The 17,469-nt window shown below is 73.2% G+C and carries 19 protein-coding genes; 8 read left to right on the forward strand and 11 right to left on the reverse strand.

The features are described from left to right. Positions 1–200 precede the first annotated feature (200 nt). Entirely contained in the window at positions 201–2,384 is a 2,184-nt protein-coding gene (katG, locus tag ACGFI8_RS24335; RefSeq protein ID WP_392808168.1) for a catalase/peroxidase HPI, read from the forward strand. A gap of 135 nt (positions 2,385–2,519) precedes the next feature. Here katG and ACGFI8_RS24340 read toward each other — a convergent pair whose 3' ends face one another. The 3 genes from ACGFI8_RS24340 to ACGFI8_RS24350 form a co-directional block, all read right to left on the reverse strand. Next, positions 2,520–2,813 (reverse strand): CheR family methyltransferase, encoded by a 294-nt coding sequence (locus ACGFI8_RS24340; protein ID WP_392808170.1) that lies wholly within the window; start codon positions 2,811–2,813, stop codon positions 2,520–2,522. A gap of 74 nt (positions 2,814–2,887) precedes the next feature. Beyond that, entirely contained in the window at positions 2,888–3,229 is a 342-nt protein-coding gene (locus tag ACGFI8_RS24345) for a S24 family peptidase (RefSeq protein ID WP_392808172.1), read from the reverse strand. Between the two features lie 43 nt (positions 3,230–3,272). Continuing rightward, on the reverse strand, positions 3,273–4,538 hold the full coding sequence (locus ACGFI8_RS24350) for a benzoate/H(+) symporter BenE family transporter (RefSeq protein ID WP_392808174.1): 1,266 nt from the start codon (positions 4,536–4,538) through the stop codon (positions 3,273–3,275). 48 nt (positions 4,539–4,586) lie between these two features. On the opposite strand from ACGFI8_RS24350, the gene ACGFI8_RS24355 reads away from it, so the two are divergent. Further along, entirely contained in the window at positions 4,587–5,138 is a 552-nt protein-coding gene (locus tag ACGFI8_RS24355) for a helix-turn-helix domain-containing protein (protein ID WP_392808175.1), read from the forward strand. A 1-nt stretch (position 5,139) separates the two neighbouring features. Here ACGFI8_RS24355 and ACGFI8_RS24360 read toward each other — a convergent pair whose 3' ends face one another. Both ACGFI8_RS24360 and ACGFI8_RS24365 read right to left on the reverse strand, forming a co-directional pair. Continuing rightward, a complete protein-coding gene (locus tag ACGFI8_RS24360; protein ID WP_392808176.1) occupies positions 5,140–5,595 on the reverse strand; it encodes an NUDIX hydrolase in 456 nt (151 codons plus the stop codon). A 38-nt stretch (positions 5,596–5,633) separates the two neighbouring features. Further along, entirely contained in the window at positions 5,634–6,110 is a 477-nt protein-coding gene (locus ACGFI8_RS24365; RefSeq protein ID WP_392808314.1) for a MarR family transcriptional regulator, read from the reverse strand. A 138-nt stretch (positions 6,111–6,248) separates the two neighbouring features. Between ACGFI8_RS24365 and ACGFI8_RS24370 the strand changes: the two genes are divergently transcribed. Next, positions 6,249–6,701 (forward strand): response regulator, encoded by a 453-nt coding sequence (locus ACGFI8_RS24370; RefSeq protein ID WP_392808178.1) that lies wholly within the window; start codon positions 6,249–6,251, stop codon positions 6,699–6,701. A gap of 2 nt (positions 6,702–6,703) precedes the next feature. Here the strand turns inward: ACGFI8_RS24370 and ACGFI8_RS24375 are convergent, their stop codons facing one another. From ACGFI8_RS24375 to ACGFI8_RS24385, 3 genes are read right to left on the reverse strand one after another with little or no spacing between them, the layout of a single operon-like run. After that, positions 6,704–7,270, reverse strand: a complete 567-nt coding sequence (locus ACGFI8_RS24375; RefSeq protein WP_392808179.1) for a GerMN domain-containing protein — start codon at positions 7,268–7,270, stop codon at positions 6,704–6,706. Continuing rightward, complete coding sequence (locus tag ACGFI8_RS24380; RefSeq protein WP_392808180.1) at positions 7,267–8,637, reverse strand: ATP-binding protein; 1,371 nt, start codon at positions 8,635–8,637, stop codon at positions 7,267–7,269. Before ACGFI8_RS24380 ends, ACGFI8_RS24375 begins: the two co-directional genes overlap by 4 nt. After that, positions 8,634–9,305, reverse strand: a complete 672-nt coding sequence (locus ACGFI8_RS24385) for a response regulator transcription factor (protein ID WP_392808181.1) — start codon at positions 9,303–9,305, stop codon at positions 8,634–8,636. The genes ACGFI8_RS24380 and ACGFI8_RS24385 overlap by 4 nt, the downstream gene beginning before the upstream one ends. Before the next feature lie 148 nt (positions 9,306–9,453). On the opposite strand from ACGFI8_RS24385, the gene ACGFI8_RS24390 reads away from it, so the two are divergent. Next, positions 9,454–9,759, forward strand: coding sequence for an STAS domain-containing protein (locus tag ACGFI8_RS24390; RefSeq protein WP_392808182.1), 306 nt, complete (start codon positions 9,454–9,456; stop codon positions 9,757–9,759). A gap of 135 nt (positions 9,760–9,894) precedes the next feature. Continuing rightward, the gene (locus tag ACGFI8_RS24395; RefSeq protein WP_392808183.1) at positions 9,895–11,850 is read left to right on the forward strand and encodes a potassium transporter Kup; all 1,956 of its coding nucleotides are present in this window, start codon (positions 9,895–9,897) and stop codon (positions 11,848–11,850) included. Between the two features lie 69 nt (positions 11,851–11,919). Here the strand turns inward: ACGFI8_RS24395 and ACGFI8_RS24400 are convergent, their stop codons facing one another. Continuing rightward, positions 11,920–12,906, reverse strand: a complete 987-nt coding sequence (locus tag ACGFI8_RS24400; RefSeq protein ID WP_392808184.1) for an ArsR/SmtB family transcription factor — start codon at positions 12,904–12,906, stop codon at positions 11,920–11,922. A gap of 59 nt (positions 12,907–12,965) precedes the next feature. On the opposite strand from ACGFI8_RS24400, the gene ACGFI8_RS24405 reads away from it, so the two are divergent. Then, positions 12,966–14,198: an MFS transporter gene (locus ACGFI8_RS24405; protein ID WP_392808185.1), complete on the forward strand. Its 1,233-nt coding sequence runs from the start codon at positions 12,966–12,968 to the stop codon at positions 14,196–14,198. Positions 14,199–14,270: 72 nt separating this feature from the next. Then, entirely contained in the window at positions 14,271–15,119 is an 849-nt protein-coding gene (locus tag ACGFI8_RS24410; protein WP_392808187.1) for an MBL fold metallo-hydrolase, read from the forward strand. 44 nt (positions 15,120–15,163) lie between these two features. On the opposite strand, the gene ACGFI8_RS24415 is transcribed toward ACGFI8_RS24410, so the two are convergent. Continuing rightward, entirely contained in the window at positions 15,164–16,030 is an 867-nt protein-coding gene (locus tag ACGFI8_RS24415) for a ketopantoate reductase family protein (protein WP_392808189.1), read from the reverse strand. Positions 16,031–16,075: 45 nt separating this feature from the next. Between ACGFI8_RS24415 and ACGFI8_RS24420 the strand changes: the two genes are divergently transcribed. After that, on the forward strand, positions 16,076–16,603 hold the full coding sequence (locus ACGFI8_RS24420) for an AAA family ATPase (protein ID WP_392808190.1): 528 nt from the start codon (positions 16,076–16,078) through the stop codon (positions 16,601–16,603). Between the two features lie 56 nt (positions 16,604–16,659). On the opposite strand, the gene ACGFI8_RS24425 is transcribed toward ACGFI8_RS24420, so the two are convergent. Further along, positions 16,660–17,460 carry a hypothetical protein gene (locus ACGFI8_RS24425; protein ID WP_392808192.1) on the reverse strand — a complete coding sequence of 267 codons (801 nt, stop codon included), beginning with the start codon at positions 17,458–17,460 and terminating at the stop codon, positions 16,660–16,662. Between the last annotated feature and the right edge of the window lie 9 nt (positions 17,461–17,469).

Consider the following 17,469-nt stretch of genomic DNA (forward strand, 5'->3'; position numbering starts at 1 on the left):
ATCCCGCCGACACGAGTGATGAAGCCGCGATATTCTTGACTCACTCCAGAAAAGTGGGCCAGACTCTCACCCGTGCGCACTGCGCTGCCTGCCGGTAGGCGCTGGTGAGGTGCGTCCACGTCGTCCACCGGGGCCTGTGCCCCGCCTCGGCCGCCAGCCGGCCGACCGCTGCATCCGACTGCGAGCCGTAGGAGAGCAACGTGGCAAGTGATAACAACGGCGTCATCTCGGGCGAAGCTCCCGTCCGCCCGCCGCGGGCCCGGTCCAACCGGGACTGGTGGCCGAACCAGCTGGACCTGGGCGTGCTGCACCAGAACCCGCCCGCGGGCGACCCCATGGGCGCGGACTTCGACTACGCCGAGGAGTTCAACTCCCTCGACCTCGCCGCGGTCAAGGCGGACATCAACACGGTGATGACGACGTCGCAGGACTGGTGGCCGGCCGACTACGGCCACTACGGCCCGCTGTTCATCCGGATGGCCTGGCACAGCGCGGGCACCTACCGCATCACCGACGGCCGCGGCGGCGCGGGCTCCGGCGACCAGCGCTTCGCGCCCCTGAACAGCTGGCCGGACAACGCGAGCCTGGACAAGGCGCGGCGGCTGCTGTGGCCGGTCAAGAAGAAGTACGGCAAGAAGATCTCCTGGGCCGACCTGATGGTTCTGGCCGGCAACTGCGCCCTGGAGTCGATGGGCTTCAAGACGTTCGGCTTCGCCGGCGGGCGCGCGGACGTCTGGGAGCCCGAGCACATCAACTGGGGCAACGAGGACACCTGGCTCGGTGACGAGCGCTACAGCGGCGACCGCGAGCTCGCCAAGCCGCTCGCCGCCGTGCAGATGGGCCTCATCTACGTCAACCCGGAGGGGCCGAACGGCAACCCGGACGCGCTGGCCGCGGCCCGGGACATCCGGGAGACCTTCCGCCGCATGGCGATGAACGACGAGGAGACCGTCGCGCTCATCGCCGGCGGGCACACGTTCGGTAAGGCCCACGGCGCGGCCTCGCCCGACGCCAACGTCGGCCCCGAGCCCGAGGCCGCCCCGATCGAAGAGCAGGGCCTGGGCTGGAAGAACGCGCACGGCTCCGGCAAGGGCGGCGACACCATCACCAGCGGCCTGGAGGGCGCGTGGACGCCCACCCCGACCGCCTGGGACAACAGCTTCTTCGAGACGCTGTTCAGCTTCGAGTGGCAGCAGACGACCAGCCCGGCCGGCGCGAAGCAGTGGACCCCGACGGACGCGGCCGCGGCGGACCTGGTGCCCGACGCGCACGACCCGGCGAAGCGCCACGCGCCAATGATGCTCACCACCGACCTCGCGCTGCGCGTGGACCCGATCTACGAGGAGATCTCGCGCCGCTTCTACGAGAACCCGCAGGAGTTCGCCGACGCGTTCGCCAAGGCGTGGTTCAAGCTCACGCACCGCGACATGGGGCCGATCGCGCGGTACCTCGGCCCGGAGGTCCCGGCCGAGCCGCAGCTGTGGCAGGACCCGGTCCCGCCGGTCACGCACGAGCTGATCGGGGCCGACGACGTCGCCGCGCTCAAGGCCACGATCCTCGCCTCCGGACTGTCGGTCTCCGAGCTGGTCGCGGCCGCCTGGGCGTCGGCGTCGACGTTCCGCGGCACCGACAAGCGCGGCGGGGCGAACGGGGCGCGCATCCGCCTCGCGCCGCAGCGGGAGTGGGAGGTCAACGACCCGGCGCAGCTGGCGCGGGTGCTGGGCACCCTGGAGCGGATCCAGCAGGAGTTCAACGCCGGCGGCAAGCAGGTCTCGCTCGCCGACCTGATCGTCCTGGCCGGTTCCGCGGCCGTCGAGCGGGCCGCGCAGGCCGCCGGCGTCGACGTCGAGGTCCCCTTCACGCCGGGCCGCACCGACGCGGCGCAGGAGCAGACCGACGTGGAGTCCTTCGCCGTGCTGGAGCCCACGCACGACGGGTTCCGCAACTACCTCGGCAAGGGCCACCGCCGCCCGACGGAGCAGCTGCTCGTCGACCGGGCCCAGCTGCTGACGCTGAGCGCCCCCGAGATGACCGTGCTGGTGGGCGGCCTGCGGGTGCTCGACGCGAACACCGGGCAGTCGCAGCACGGCGTGTTCACCGCCCGGCCGGGCGTGCTGAGCAACGACTTCTTCGTCAACCTGCTCGAGTTCGGCACCGCGTGGACGCCGACCTCCGACGAGGAGGAGACGTTCGAGGGCCGCGACGCCGCCACGGGCGAGGCGAAGTGGACCGCCACCCGCGCCGACCTGGTGTTCGGCTCCAACTCGGTGCTGCGCGCGCTGGCCGAGGTTTACGCCGGCGACGACGCGAACGAGAAGTTCGTCCGTGACTTCGTCGCCGCGTGGACCAAGGTCATGGACCTCGACCGGTACGACGTCGCCTGATCCGACCGATTCGCCTGATCCGAACGCACGGGGCGGCGGGGGGGGCCCCCCCCCCCCCGCCCCCCCCGCGCCCCCCCCCCCCCCCCCCCCCCCCCCCCCCCCCCCCCCCGCCCCCGTTGTCCGGTCACGACGCGGTCAGGGTGAACGAGAACGTCGCGCCGCAACCGGGCTCGCCGGCGGCCCAGACGCGCCCGCCGTGCCGGTCGATGATGCGCTGTACCGCACCGGATCGTCCCGCGCCACGTTGTGCTCCACGAACCGCACCCGCGAGCGCAGCCGCCCGTCGACCTCGACCCGGTCGCCGGCCGGCTGGAACCACCGCTGCCGGGCCGGCGCGGGCGTCTCGCGCAGCGACCACGGCGAGTACCGCCCGGCCATCGCCTTGCGCAGCGCCCCGCGGTTCACGTCGAGCCCGACGATTGACGGCAAACGCGGCAAATGATCGTTTTGCGACTACCGCCGCGGAACGTTTCCGACCGCGCATCGAAGGCGCCGCGGGCCGGTCAGCGGGTCTTGCCCGCGATGCGCGGGCCCGGCACGCCGTCGACGGCCGTGCACAGGCCGTAGACGCGGGCGTGGTTCGTCCAGCCGTTGACGTGGCCGTGGTTGTTGCTGATCTGCACGCGGCCGTTCGGGTGGTCGACGGCGCAGACCAGGTGGACGTACACGGTGCCGGCGACCTTCGCCAGGACGATGTCGCCCGGCTCGACCTTCGCCGGGTCGGCCGGTGCGACGGTGACCAGGGCGCGGCTGCGGATCAGCGGCACCATCGAGTGGCCGGTCGGGCGGAACTGCACCGTCGCGCCGGCGGCGACCCGCGTGGCCATCAGATCGAGCATTCCCATCGCCGGACAGCGTCACCCGGAGCCGCCCCCGGGCGTGAGCGGTTTACGGGCGGACCGCCTCGGCGGCCGGAGCCGGGTCCGGGGCCGGGGCGGAAGGGGCCCCGGCAGGAGCGGCAGGAGCGGTGGAGGCCGAGGCCGGCGGGCGGCGGCGGTGCAGCAGCAGCGCGGTCAGGCCGCCCGCCAGCAGGCCCCAGAAGGCCGAGCCGATACCCATGATCGTCATGCCCGAGGCGGTCACCACGAACGTGACCACCGCGGCCTCGCGGCCCTCCGGCTCGGTCACCGCCGTCGCCAGGGACGAGCCCAGGGCCGGCAGGAGGGCCAGGCCGGCCACCGCGATCACGAGCAGCGGCGGGGACAGCAGGACCAGGGCCATCGCCAGGGACGCGCCCAGGCCCAGGGCCAGCTGGCCGCTGCCGAGGGCGACCGTGGCGATCCAGCGGCGGCGCGGGTCGGGGTGGGTGTCGGGGCCGGCGGTCAGGGCGGCGGTGATCGCGGCCAGGTTGACGGCGTGGCCGCCGAACGGGGCCGCGGCCGCGCTGGCGAGGCCGGTCGCCACGAGCATGGGGCGCAGCGGGGGCGTGTACCCGTACGTCGCCATCACCGCCATCCCGGGCACGTTTTGCGCCGCCATGGTGACCAGGAACAGCGGCACCGCGATGCTCACCACCACGGAGAGGTTCAGCGTCGGTACGGTCAGCACCGCCGCCGGGCGCAGCTCGGCGCCGGACAGGCCGCCGCCCGGGCCGTGCACCCCGTGCACGGCGATCGCGATCACGGCGGCGAGCAGGGCGCCCGGGACGGCCCACTGCCTGGCGTACCGGAACAGGACGGCCCAGGCCAGGATCACCGGCGTGGCCAGCAGCGGCAGGTCCACCACCGCGCGCACCGGGGCCGTGCAGAGGCTGAGGATGACGCCGGCGAGCATGGCCCCGGCGATGGGGCGCGGGATGGCGGCGATGGCCCGGGCCAGCCAGGGCAAGAGGCCGGCGAGCACCATGAGCGCCGCGCTGACCAGGAACGCGCCCACCGCGGCGGGGAAGCCTCCGGGGACGTGGCCGGTCGCGACCAGCAGGGCCGCGCCCGGGGTCGACCACGCGATCGAGATCGGCATCCGGTACCGCAGGCCGAGGCCGATCGCCGTCGCCGCGATCCCGAGGCACAGGGCGAGCAGCCCGGAGGCGGCCTGGGCGGGCGTGGCGCCCACCGCGCGCAGGCCGGCCAGCACGACGGTGAACGAGCTGGCGTAGCCGACGACGGCGCTGACCAGGCCGGCCAGGATCGGGGGCAGGATCCCGCGGTAGCGCATGGGCGCCTCTCGACGATCGTTCCGTAAACGGAACGCCACAATAACCGGGTGGACGCAGGCGGGACAAGCCGGATCGATCCGGCGGTGGGCGAGCGGCTGCGCCGGCTGCGCGAGGCGCGCGGGGTGTCACTGTCGGCCCTGGCCCGCTCGGCCGGCATCGGCAAGGCGACGCTGTCGGGGCTGGAGCACGGCACCCGCAACCCGACGCTGGAGACGCTCTACGCGGTCGCGGGGGCCCTGGAGGTACCGCTGACGGCTCTTGTCCTTGCCCCCGGGGATCCGCCGGGGGCGGCCGCGGACGTCCGTGGGGCGGCGGTGACCGCGACCCTGCTGGAGGTCTTCGAGGAGCCGGGCGCCACGTTCGAGCTGTTCTGGATGCGCGTACGCCCCGGCGTCGTCCAGCACTCGCCCGCGCACGCGCCGGGGGTGACCGAGCACGTCACCGTCCACCGGGGCGTGCTGCGCGCCGGCCCCGGCGAGGCGCCGCTGGTCGCGCGGGCCGGGGAGCACATCTCCTGGCGGGCCGACGTGCCGCACGTGTACGCCACGGTCGGCCCCGACGAGGTCGTCGCCAACCTGCTGATCCGCTCGCCGCGCTGAGCTACCGCCCGGGCGCCACGAGCTCGGCGATGACCGCGGCCAGTTGCGGCGGCTCCAGCCGGTCGGGCAGCGCGGCCAGGGCGGCTTGCTCCACCCACGCGTGGTCGTGGAGGTTCTGCTGCTCGTCGGGCAGCAGCCCGGTGCGCACCAGCGCGGGCCGCTCGACGTCGAAACGGGCGAGGAAGAACTGCTCCACGCCGACCCACCGGGCGCCGTTCCACCGCTGGTCCCGCCGCACGTCGACAAACCCGTCGAGGATCGCCGCCGGGTCCAGCCCGGTCTCCTCGACGAGCTCCCGCCGCGCCGCGTCCAGCGGCGTCTCGCCCGGATCGATCCCGCCCCCGGGCGGCTCCCAGAGCCACGACCCGTCGGCCGGATCGCGCCAGTGCAGCAGCAGCACCCGCTGCGCCGCGTCGAGACAGACGATCCGCGCGGCCGGCCGGCTTCTGGTCTCCACGGCCCTGACCCTATCCGGTACCGCCAAGCGCCCGGCGGTCAGCCGAAGGCGACGCCGTTGCGGGCCGCGCGCATCGCGTGGGCGCCGTCGACCGGGTCGGCCGAGGTCCGCCAGCACCGCCACCACTCCTCGTCGGGCAGCTCGCCCGCCGCCCGGACGAAGGCGTGCAGCAGCTCCAGCTGCGCGCCGGTGGCGGCCAGGCCGGCAGCGCGCACCAGCGCCTCGATCTCGTGCCGGCGGGCGGTCATCACCATGCCCACCAGGTCGCGGCCGGCGGGGGTGAGGCCGAGCCAGATCGAGCGGCGGTCGTTGTGCCGGTGGAAGCGCTGCACCAGCGACTTGCGCACCAGCCGGTCGCACATCCGGGTCAGCGTCGACGGGGCCACGCCCAGCTCCTTGGCCAGCGCGGCGCTGCGCTGCGGGCCGCCGCCGGCCAGCAGGACCAGCGTGCGGTACTGCGACAGCGTGACGTCCGCATCGACCGCCGCGAGGTTGCGGGCCGCGAGGGCGACCATGACGCGGCTGACCGCCAGCAGCGCCTCGACGAGCGGCTCGGTTGTCACGCGGCAATCGTTGCACGTGCCGCGACACGGTGGGTGGCGTGTACTAAGGTGGGGCGAGAATATTGCATAGGTGCAATAAATGGGGAGCACATGGGCGGCCCGCACGAAGCAGAGGCGCTCGGCCTCGCGCACATCCTGCTGGTCGAGGACGACGCGGGCGACGTCGCGTACACGGTCGACGAGTTCCGGGAGCACCGGCTGCGCAACACGCTGACCGTGCTCGGCGACGGCCTCGAGGCGATCGACTACCTGGAGCGGCGCGGCGCCTACGCGGGCGCGCCGACGCCGGACATCCTGCTGCTCGACCTCAACCTGCCGGGCGTCGACGGGCGGGTCGTGCTCGACCGGGTGCTGGGCAACCCGCGGCTGGCCGATCTGACGGTCGTGGTGCTGACCAGCTCGCCGCTGGAGGAGCAGATGCTGCGCGACTTCGGCGTGCCCTCGCAGTTCTACTTCCGCAAGCCGGTGGACTTCGCCCAGCTGGCCCGGCTCATCCGCAGCGTCGACCGGTTCAGCATCGTGGTGGACCGGGCACTCGACTAACCTCACTGGTCCTGGATCAGGCTCCCGTAGTCGCCCTCGGTCAGCATCTCCTGCGTGAGGGCGCCGTCGGCCCGCGGTATCTCCACCGGGCGGCCGTCCTGCACGAACCGCACCCCCACCACGTCGGCGCGGGCGGAGAGGGTGCACACGATCTGGCCGTACGCCACGATCTCGTCGTTGCGGATCGGGTTGTCCCGGGCCAGCCCGACGATCGCGGTGCCGTTGCGCAACTGCACCCCGGTGATGATGTTGGTGCCGATCAGCGCGCTGTCCAGGCCCTCGTCGCGCTCCTCCGGCGTCGGGCCGGCCATCAGGTCATCGAGCTGCTTCTCCGGCGACGGCGCGGCGGCGACGCGGCGGTCGACGGCGATGAGCTGGTTGTCGCGCACCAGGAACAGCCGCTCGATGGCGGCGCCGGCCGAGGGCGGCGGGCCGCCGATCGGGCCCTCGTACGAGCCGATGACCACGGACGGCTCGATCGGCCGCGGTTCGCGGTCGCTGGGGACCCCGCATCCGCCGAGCAGCAGGCACGCGGCGAGGGCGGCGGCGCACAGCAGGCGGGTCCTCACCGTACTCCCGGAAGCTCGATGCGGAACCGGGCGCCGCCGCCGGGCCGGTCCAGCACCCGCACCCGCCCGCCGTGCGCGGCCACGTGCTGCGCCACGAGGGACAGGCCCAGGCCTGTGCCGGCGTCGTTGCCCCGCGCGCCGGACGAGCGACCCCGGACGAACCGGTCGAAGATGACCTCGCGCTCGGCCGGGTTGACGCCGGGGCCCTCGTCGTCGACCTCGATCACGCCGTCCGGGCCGTGCACCTCGACGCGCACCGCGACCGGCCCGCCACCGTGCGTGACCGCGTTGTCGAGGAGGTTGACCAGGACCTGCTCGATCCGGCGCTGGTCCACGGTCCAGCGCAGCCCCTCGCCGTCGGCACCGGCCCATCCACACCGGACGATGTCGGGCGACAGGCGGCGGCGCTGCACCGCGCGGCGGGCGAGCTCGCCCACATCGACGGGCGCGAGCTGGGCCGGCAGGTCGCCCCGGGAGAGCTCCAGCAGGTCGTCGACGAGCGACTGGAAGCGGGCAAGCTCCGCCACGACCAGCCCGGCCGCGGTCGCGGTGCGCTCGTCGAGCCGGTCCCGGCGCCGCTCCAGCACGCTGGCGGACGCGGCGAGGGTCTGCAGCGGCGAGCGCAGCTCATGGCTGACGTCGGCGGCGAAGCGCCGGTCCCGCTCGATGCGCCGGGACAGCTGGTCGACCATCTCGTTGAACGACGTCGAGAGCCGCTCCAGGTCACGGTCGGTGGCCGGGTCGAGCCGGGCGCTGAGGTCGCCGGCGGTGATCCCCTGCGCGGCGTCGGCGACCGAGCGCAGCGGGCGCAGCACGTAGCGGGTGGCGTACCAGCCCAGGCCCGCCCCGGCCGCGGCGACGGCGGTGGCGACCAGGATCAGCACCCAGCCGAGGGTCCGCAGCGTCTGGTCGAGCTCGCGCAGGTAGTCGATCTCGTACAGCGCCGTCGCGGGCGTCAGCAGGATGCCCACGACCACCGCCGGCACGCCGTCGATGTGCACCCGCTGGATGCCCTGGCCGCTGTCGCTCACGAGGCGCTGGAGGCTCTGCGGTACCGCGGTGGCCGCCCCGCCGTCGGCGTTGCGCGCGTACCAGTGGCCGAGGTGCTGCACGAGCACCCGCCGGTTGCCCCCGGTGTCCAGCGTGCGCAGCATCGCGGCGATGTCGGGCCGCTCGGCGTTGAGCCCGGCGGAGACGACCCGCGAGTCGAAGGTCGCCGAGCGCACGGTCGAGCGCTCCCGGCCGTAGATGAGCGAACTGCGGGTGATCTCGTAGGAGATCAGCGCCATCGACGCCGACAGTGTGAGCGCGCCGGCCGCGAAGCCGGCCACGACCCGGGTCCGCAGCCCCGCCCGCCACCTCCTCATTTCTGCAGCTTGTACCCCATGCCGCGCACGGTCACGAGGTACCGCGGCTGCTTGGAGTCCTGCTCGATCTTCTGCCGCAGCCGCCCGACGTGGACGTCAACCAGCCGCTCGTCCCCGATCTCGTACTCCCACACCCGCTGCAGCAGCTGCTGGCGGCTGAGCACCTGCCCGGGGTGCTCGGCCAGCTCGCACAGCAGCCGGAACTCGGTGCGGGTGACCGCGACGGGCGTGCCCTCGATGCGCACCTCGCCGGCCTCCGGGAGGATCTCCATGGCGCCGAAGACCATGGTGGACATCGCCTGCACGGTGCGGCCCCGGCGGCGCAGGGCGCGCAGGCGGGCCGAGAGCTCCTTCACCGCGACCGGCTTGACCAGATAGTCATCGGCGCCGGCCTCGAGCGCGGCGACGATGTCGTGGGTGTCGTCGCGGGCGCTGATCACCACGATCGGCACGTCGTCGCTGCGGCGCAGCTGCCGGATGCACTCAAACCCGTCGACGCCCGGCAGCATCAGGTCGACCAGCACCGTGTCGGCCGGCTCGTCGCGCTGTGCCACCAGGCCCTCCTCCGCGCTCGCCGCGCCCCGGACGACATACCCCTCGTCCTCCAGCGCGAGCGAGAGCGAGAGCCGGATCCGGTCGTCGTCCTCGATCACCAGCACGCCTGCCATAGCACGCATCATGCCGTCCGACCGGGGCCGGCCACCACCGGGTGGGCCCCCCGGCACCGAATTCATACAAGTGTCACAGTTCCGGGAAAGGTTCTCCACATCGACTCCGAACGCTGGAAACGTCGCCGGAAACGACAGGAGACGTGACATGCACAGCGGCACGACCGACCCGGCCTACCCCACGGTGGAGGTCGTGATCACGGAGGAGCTCGACGCCTCCTCGGTACCGCGGTTCACCGCGCTGCTCAACGAGGCAGCCGACATGCGGCCGGAGCATCTCGTCGTCGACCTGGCCCAGTGCCCGTTCATCGACGCCTCGGCGATCGGCATGCTGCTCGACGTGCACCGCCGGATGTGGACCGCGGGCGGCCGGCTCACGCTGCGCTCCCCCGGCCCGCGGGTGGCTCGGACGCTGCAGCTGGCCCGGGTGGAGCACGTGCTGCTCGTGCAGTGACCCGCCGGGCCGCGCCGAGGACGGATCCATATGTCCCATGGCCCGGACGCGCGCATCGGGGTGCGCGCCCGGCCCGGGTGACGCAACGGCGTACTGTCCGCCCGAGGGACGCAACCGCCTTCGAGGGGGATCGCCGTGAGCGCTGGGCGGCAGCAGGTGAGCCTCGCGCTGGTCGTCGGGGCGCTCGGCGTGGTCTTCGGCGACATCGGGACGAGCCCGATCTACACCCTGCAGACCGTGTTCAACCCGGCCGACCCGCACCCGGTCCCGGTCAGCACCGGCAACGTGTACGGGGTCGTCTCACTCGTGTTCTGGTCCGTGATGATCATCGTCACGGTCACGTACGTGCTGCTCGCGATGCGCGCCGACAACGACGGCGAGGGCGGCATCATGGCGCTGATCACGCTGCTCAAGCGCCTTGGCGCCCGGTCTGGGTCGACAAACGCGGAGCCTCGTCGAGCCAGACCGGGCGTAGGCGGGTCGCGGGGGCGGGTCGCGGCGGTGCTGGCCGGGCTGGGCATCTTCGGCGCCGCACTGTTCTTCGGCGACAGCATGATAACCCCGGCGATCTCCGTGCTGTCCGCGGTGGAGGGCCTCAAGGTCGTCCAGCCGTCGCTCGGTGAGCTCGTCGTGCCGATCACCGCGGTGATCATCGTGGTGCTGTTCCTCGTCCAGCGCCGGGGCACCGCGACGGTCGGCCGGATGTTCGGCCCGGTGATGATCCTGTGGTTCGTCACCATCGGCGCGTCCGGCGTGGCCGGCATCGCCAGGCACCCGTCGATCCTCAAGGCGCTGTCGCCGACGTACGCGGTGGGCTTCCTGGCCGGCCACTTCGGCATCGCGTTCTTCTCCCTCGCCGCCGTCGTGCTCGCGGTGACCGGCGCCGAGGCGCTGTACGCCGACATGGGCCACTTCGGCCGCCGGTCCATCACCCGCGCGTGGCTGTTCCTGGTGTTCCCGGCCTGCGTGCTGAGCTACTTCGGCCAGGGCGCGCTCGTCCTCGACGACCCGTCCAACATCAGCAGCCCGTTCTTCCTGCTCGTGCCGGACTGGGGCCGGCTGCCGCTGGTGCTGCTGGCCACCGCCGCGACCGTCATCGCCTCACAGGCGGTGATCACCGGCGCGTACTCGGTGGCGTCGCAGGCGGCGCAGCTGGGGTACCTGCCCCGGCTGCGGGTCGCGCACACCTCGGAGTCGCAGATCGGCCAGATCTACGTGCCGTGGATCAACTGGACGCTCATGGTCTCCGTGCTCACGCTCGTCTTCGCCTTCCGCAGCTCCGCGGCCCTGGCCTTCGCGTTCGGCATGGCGGTGACCGGGACCATCGCGATCACCACCCTGATGTTCTTCTACATCGCCCGGCGCAAGTGGCACACTCCCCGCTGGCTGCTCGCCGCCGGCGCGTCCGTGCTGCTCCTGGTCGACCTGCTCTTCTTCGCGGCCAACCTGACCAAGCTCATCCACGGCGCCTGGCTGCCGCTGCTCATCGGGATCACCGCGTTCACCGTCCTGACCACCTGGCAGCGGGGCCGCGCGATCGTCACCGCGGAGCGCCGCCGGCAGGAGGGCTCGCTGCGCGAGTTCATCGAGCAGCTGCGCAGCGACCCGTCGCTGACCCGGCAGGTCCCGGGCACCGCGGTCTTCCTCAACCGCGGCAAGGAGACCGCGCCGCTGGCCCTGCGGGCCAACGTGAAGCACAACCACGTGCGCCACGAGCACGTGGTGATCATGTCGCTGGAGACCCAGCCGGTCCCCCGCGTCCCGGTCGAGGAGCGGATCACCGTCGACGACCTCGGCTACGCCGACGACGGCATCATCCACGTCACGGTCCGCTTCGGCTACATGGACACCCCGGACGTGCCGTCGACGCTGCGCCTGCTCGACCCGTCCAGGACCGAGGGCGACACCGACCTCGACCGGGCGTCATATTTCCTGTCGAAGATCCAGCTCCGCCGCGGCGACTCGCCCACGATGGCCCCCTGGCGCAAGCGGCTGTTCATCGCCACGTCGTACATCACCGCCGACGCCGCCGAGCACTTCGGCCTGCCCCGCGACCGGACCGTCATCATGGGCTCGCACATCGACGTGTAGGCACGACATCGACACACCGGCGCGCCGATCTTGAGGTTCACGGGGGCGCTCCGGCCGACGGCCTGAACGTCACGGTCGTGGCGGTCTGCGGCCCCCCTCGCCGCGGCAGAGCGCGTCGCCGAGCTCCGTGCGGTAGTACAGCACCGAGCGGCCGGCGCGGCGGCGGTCGGCCAGGCCCGCCTCGCGCAGCACCCGCAGGTGGCCGCCGGCCGAGCCGAGGGTCTGGCCGGTCAGCGCCACCAGCTGCGTGGTGCTCTTCGGCGCGGCGAGCAGGGTCAGGATCCGGGCGCGGGCCGGGCCGACGAGGCGGGCAAGGGCGTCCGGGGGTACGACATCCGGATCCTGAGCGAGCCAGCCCGTGCACGGATAGACGATCGCGTGCACGTCCCCCGGCTCCTCCCAGGCGACCCAGCCGCGGTAGGCGGTGACGGGGACGAACAGCAGCCGGCTGCCGGTCACGTCGCGGGGCGGATAGTCGTATGCGTTGATCTGCAGCCGCCCGTCGCCGAGCCACCGCATGCCGGGGCGCAGCCTGTCGAGCACGGCCGTCCAGCCGCCGCTGCCCAGCCGTTCGGTGCGGGCCACGATGTCGGCCTCGAACACCCGGCGGCGGCGCGGCCAGCCCGGTCGGATCGTGTGCCGCCACACCCAGTCCAGCAGCTCGACGGCCCGCTCGACGAGCCCGTCGCCGCGCAGGACCGGGGCCAGCGGGCGGTCCAGCGTCTCGAGGATGTCGCGGCGGGCCTGCTCGTCGGTGGTGTCGGCGACCCGGGCAAGCTCGTCGGCGAACCGCGGCGCGTCGCCCCGCGGCGGCCTGACGAGGAAGTCGGCGAGCCAGCCGGGCCGGATCGCGTCGCGCAGGAACGGCAGCGCGAACGGGTCGGCCGCCCAGCGCGCCCGGAACGCCGCCCGATGCTCGGCCAGCCAGTCCCGCTGGCTCGGCGACACGCGGTGCTGCCCGTTGAGCGCGGCGAGGCAGCCGACGGTCTCGGCCATCGGCGACACGACGAACCGCCCGCCGGCCAGCACGTCGGCGTCGATCCGCCAGACACCCATGTTTCGCCTCCACGCGAAAGCTTACGGCGCGGCGGGCGCCGACCCGCAGACTGCCGGTCGTGCGCACCTACCGCGAGCTGTTCGCCACGCCCGAGTTCCCGGCCCTGTTCGCCACCGTCTCCGCCCAGGTCGGGGCCGCCACGGTGAGCGGCATCGCGCTGGCGACCCTCGTCTACGGCGCGACCGGGTCGCCGCTGCTGTCCGCGCTGAGCCTGTTCGGCTCGTCGTTCGCTCAGGTCGTCGGGGCCGCGACGCTGCTGTCCGCGGCCGACCGCGTCCCGCCGCGCGCCGCCCTGGCCGGCCTCGCCGCCTTCACCGGCCTCACCACCGCGTGCCTGGCACTGCCTGGCCTGCCGGTCGCCGCGGTCCTCGCGATCGTGCTGGCCCAGGGCCTGGCCGCGTCGATCGGCGGCGGCGTCCGCTTCGGGCTGCTCGCCGAGACCCTGCCGGCCGACGCCTACCTGCTGGGCCGCTCCCTGCTGAACATGTCCGTCGGCGCCGTGCAGATCGCGGGCTTCGCCGCCGGCGGTGCGCTGCTCGCCGCGTTCTCTCCCGCGGCGGTCCTGCTGGCCGGCGCCGCCCTGAGCCTGCTCGCCGCGCTCGTGGCGCGCCTGGGCCTGACCGCCCGCCCGCCGCGCGCCACGGGCCCGGCGTCGATCCGCGCCACCTGGCTGGGCAACCGCGCCCTGCTGTCCTCACCGGCCCGCCGCGCGGTCTACATTGGACTGTGGGTGCCCAACGGCCTGATCGTGGGCTGCGAGGCGCTGTTCGTGCCATACTCGCCCACGGCCGCCGGCGCCCTCTTCGTGGCCGCCGCGGCCGGCATGCTGGTGGGCGACGCCCTGGCCGGCCGCGCCCTCCCCGCGCGCTGGCGCCGCCCGCTCACCACCCCGGCGCAACTGCTCCTCGCGGTCCCCTACCTGGCGCTCCTCGCGCGCCCGCCACTGCCCGCCGCGCTGGCCCTCGTGGCCGTGGCCTCCGTCGGGTACTGCGGCAGCCTCCTGCTGCAGGACCGCCTCGTCGAGCTGACCCCGCCGGACCTGCGCGGGCAGTCCCTGGGCCTGCACAGCGCGGGCATGTTCACGATGCAGGCGGTCGGCGCGACCCTCGCCGGCGCCGTGGCGCAGGCCGTCTCCCCGGCGACCGCGATGGCGGTCATGGCGGCGGCCTCGATCCTGGTGTCCGCGCTGCTGGCGCCCCGGCTGCGGCGCCCGGCTCAGAACCCGGGCCCGGATCTGACGCGCGCGGTGGCCCCGGATCACCGCAAGGTGGTGGCGGGCGGGACGTCGTAGTACTTCTTGTTGGTCCAGCACCGGTCGGCGTCGGCGTGGTGTGGGACAGCCGCAACCGGGTAGGGCACCACGATGCCAGCCACCCGGTCCGCGCTGAGCTACGACGTCTTCGTCGCGCCGGAAAAGCCGTTCGTCGCCCCGGCACCCGCGGTGGGCGATGCTCCGGCCTGGGATCCGACGACATCGACGTTGATCTTCGGCGCTCGCGATGCCGTGCTCGTGGACCCGCTGATGACCGTGCGCGAGGCCACCGCCCTGGCCGACTGGGTGGCGCTGCACGATCGCCGGCTCACGACCGTCTACATCACGCACGGCCATGGCGACCACTATCTCGGCCTGCCGGTCGTTCTCGATCGCTTCCCGGACGCGCGGGCGGTCGCCGCGCCGGGGACGGTACGGCAGATGCGACAGCCGGACGTCCGGGCGCTGGATGACGACCTCAGGGCGCGGTTCCCCGGCCAGATCGCCGACACGATCCCGCTGCCCGAACCACTCGACTCGCCAGAGATCCGGCTCGAGGGTTCCTCCATCGAGGTGATTGAGACCGGGCACACGGACACCCTCGACACGACCTCGCTGCACGTGCCCGACCTGGACCTGGTCGTCTCCGGCGACGTCGCCTACAACCACTGCCACATGTACGTCGGCGCGACGACGGCTCAAAGCCGGGCCGAATGGATCGCCGCACTCGACCGGCTGGCCGAGCTCAACCCCACTGCCGTCGTCGCCGGGCACAAGGACCCGACCCAGGGCAACCCGCCCGCGGTCCTCGCCGAGTCTCGCGCCTACCTCGAGTACTACGGGCAGCTACGCGACGCGGCCATGCCCGATCAGGAGCTGTTCGACGCCATGGTCAACCGCTACCCAGGCTGGGTCAGCCGCCAGCAGTTCCTGATCCTCGAGGCTGTCGCAAACTGGTAGAACCGCACATATCCGGGCAGGCCCCGAGGCGGGGCGGAGCCCGGTTAGGACAAGGGGCGTAGCTCGTCGACGACCCTGGCCGTGGCCGGGGTCGGGATGCCCAGGCGGGCGCCCGCGTTGAGCACCGAGCCGCCGATCGCGTCCAGTTCCAAGGGGCGGCCCGCCTCGGCGTCGCGCAGCATCGACGACTTCATCGTCGCCGGGATCTGCTCCAGTATGCTCAGGATCGCGGCCGGGTCCGTCTGCGTCCCGTTGGCCCTCGCCACCGCCGCGACCTCCGCCACCACCTGCGTCATGTCGTCGCGGCGGGTCTCGCGGGCGGTGCCGATGCTTGCCCGGGCCGCGGTCGTGATCAGCGCCAGCGGGGCCAGCAGTGCGAGCTTGTCCCACAGCAGCGACGCCTCGCTGTCGCGCACAGTGACGTCGAAGCCCGCCCCGCCCAGCAGCCGCGCCACCACGTCCGATCCGTCGCCGGCCACGTCGATGCCGGAGAACGGGCTGGTGTGCTCGATCCGGCCCGCCGCGACGCGGGTGGACTCGACCCGGATGGAGCCCGCGACGACCCGCGCCGACGGGAAGCGGGCGCGCAGCGTCTCCATATGGTCCACGCCGTTGAGCAGGGGCAGGAGCACGCCGCCGAAGGACGGTGGCACGCGGTCGAGGGCCTCGGACAGCGTGGTGGCCTTGGTCGCGACGACGCACAGCTCCGCCGGGGACGACAGCGCCTCCACGGCCGGTGCCGGTACGCTGAAATCCCCGAACTGCACGCTGTGCACGTTCATGCCGCGCTCGTTCAGCAGCGCGGCAGTCTCGGGACGGGCCACGTAGACGACGTCATGGCCGGCGCGGGTCAGCATCCCGCCGAGGAGCCCGCCGACGCCGCCCGGGCCGACGATCGCAACGTTCGACATTCCCACAACGTATCCCCACGGAAATCGACCGCTCAGGAGAGGGCGATGATGCGCAGGTTCGTGCTCACCGGCGCGCCCGGCGCCGGCAAGACCACCATCGCGCAGGCGCTGCGCGGGCTCGGGCACCTCGTGGTCGACGAGGCGGCCACCGACGTCATCGCGGAGACGCCCGCACTGGAGGCGGACGGGCCCGCGTTCCTGGACCGGATCGTCGCGGTACAGCAGGCCCGGCAGCTCGCGGCGCGCGGGCCGGTGCAGGTGTTCGACCGCTCGCCGGTCTGCACCCTGGCCCTGGCCGTCTACAGTGGACTGACGCCGACCCCGGCGCTGGCAAGGGAGGCGGCGCGGATCGAGCGCGAGCGCACCTACGAGCGGCGGGTACTGTTCGTGCGCCTGATGGGGTTCGTGACCCCGACCGTGGCCCGCCGCATCAGCCTCGCCGAGTCGCAGCGCTTCGAGCGCATCCACGCCGAGGTGTACCGCGACCTCGGCTACGAGCTGATCGAGGTACCACCGGCCCCGCTCGCGCGACGGGTTGCCCAGGTCGCCGGGTTCATCGCCGGAACCGGCTGACCGGATCGGTGTCCCGGGTTTCGGGACGGGCCCGAAGCCCGGGACACCGTGCGGGGTCAGCTGGGTTCGGGGACCCGGAGCTTGATGCAGTGCTTGGGCGGGTTCAGGGCACGGATGGCCCAAGTGCAGGCGGTGCCCCAGGCTGTGCCGGTGACGTTCGTGTTCGGCAGGTTGTCGATGAGGTCGCCCTGGGAGCAGTTGGTCAGGGTCGACGCCGGGGTGGCGTTGAGGATCGTGCCCGAGCCGCAGGTGGGCCCGAAGACCGTCAGCCAGGACTGGATCCAGCGCTGTCCGGCCGGCGAGTCGTCCCACCCGAAGTAGTCGAGGTCGACGTTACCGATGGTGATCCAGGCGCCCCAGTCCTCGCCCGAGTAGCCGTCGTAGTACCTCCAATGCGCGCCGTTGCCCTCGGTGCGGATGAAGTCGTCGGTGTAGGACGAGGGCACGTCGATGACGTTGCAGTTGGTCTTGTTGTTGTGGGCGGTGGAGTCGCGGCACAGCACGGCGGTGATGGCGTTGGTCGACGTGGGCAGGCCGCTGACCTGCACCGTGGTGCCGTTGCCGCAGGCCCAGTGCTCGGTCGTGGCGGCCGCGGTCCACTTGACGTAGGCACACTTGCCGTCGGCCGCGGTGTCGCTGACGTTGAGGACGAAGGCGCGCACACCGAGCGCGTCCCAACCGTTGGCCACCAGCTTCGCGCCCGGCACATCCAGCGTGACCTGGATGCTGGTGCCGCCGGTGTACTTCCAGGAGCCGGACCATCCGGCACCGGAAGGAATGGCCAACGCCGGCTGGGGAGCGATCACCACCGCCGCCGCGACCGTGGCCGCGACGACGAGGACTCGAGTGAATTTCATAGCCAGCGA

It is taken from the genome of Dactylosporangium sp. NPDC048998 (assembly GCF_043197855.1).
In the GTDB taxonomy this organism is placed as follows: domain Bacteria; phylum Actinomycetota; class Actinomycetes; order Mycobacteriales; family Micromonosporaceae; genus Dactylosporangium.

What these genes read in the sequence shown, in the direction of transcription:
- ACGFI8_RS24415 (WP_392808189.1), bottom strand. Translation starts at nt 16,030, where the DNA reads ATGTCGAACGTTGCGATCGTCGGCCCGGGCGGCGTCGGCGGGCTCCTC.
- ACGFI8_RS24420 (WP_392808190.1), top strand. Translation starts at nt 16,076, where the DNA reads ATGATGCGCAGGTTCGTGCTCACCGGCGCGCCCGGCGCCGGCAAGACC.
- ACGFI8_RS24385 (WP_392808181.1), bottom strand. Translation starts at nt 9,305, where the DNA reads ATGGCAGGCGTGCTGGTGATCGAGGACGACGACCGGATCCGGCTCTCG.
- ACGFI8_RS24345 (WP_392808172.1), bottom strand. Translation starts at nt 3,229, where the DNA reads ATGGGAATGCTCGATCTGATGGCCACGCGGGTCGCCGCCGGCGCGACG.
- ACGFI8_RS24365 (WP_392808314.1), bottom strand. Translation starts at nt 6,110, where the DNA reads ATGGTCGCCCTCGCGGCCCGCAACCTCGCGGCGGTCGATGCGGACGTC.
- ACGFI8_RS24410 (WP_392808187.1), top strand. Translation starts at nt 14,271, where the DNA reads ATGCCAGCCACCCGGTCCGCGCTGAGCTACGACGTCTTCGTCGCGCCG.
- ACGFI8_RS24425 (WP_392808192.1), bottom strand. Translation starts at nt 17,460, where the DNA reads ATGAAATTCACTCGAGTCCTCGTCGTCGCGGCCACGGTCGCGGCGGCG.
- ACGFI8_RS24370 (WP_392808178.1), top strand. Translation starts at nt 6,249, where the DNA reads ATGGGCGGCCCGCACGAAGCAGAGGCGCTCGGCCTCGCGCACATCCTG.
- ACGFI8_RS24350 (WP_392808174.1), bottom strand. Translation starts at nt 4,538, where the DNA reads ATGCGCTACCGCGGGATCCTGCCCCCGATCCTGGCCGGCCTGGTCAGC.
- ACGFI8_RS24400 (WP_392808184.1), bottom strand. Translation starts at nt 12,906, where the DNA reads ATGGGTGTCTGGCGGATCGACGCCGACGTGCTGGCCGGCGGGCGGTTC.
- ACGFI8_RS24380 (WP_392808180.1), bottom strand. Translation starts at nt 8,637, where the DNA reads ATGAGGAGGTGGCGGGCGGGGCTGCGGACCCGGGTCGTGGCCGGCTTC.
- ACGFI8_RS24390 (WP_392808182.1), top strand. Translation starts at nt 9,454, where the DNA reads ATGCACAGCGGCACGACCGACCCGGCCTACCCCACGGTGGAGGTCGTG.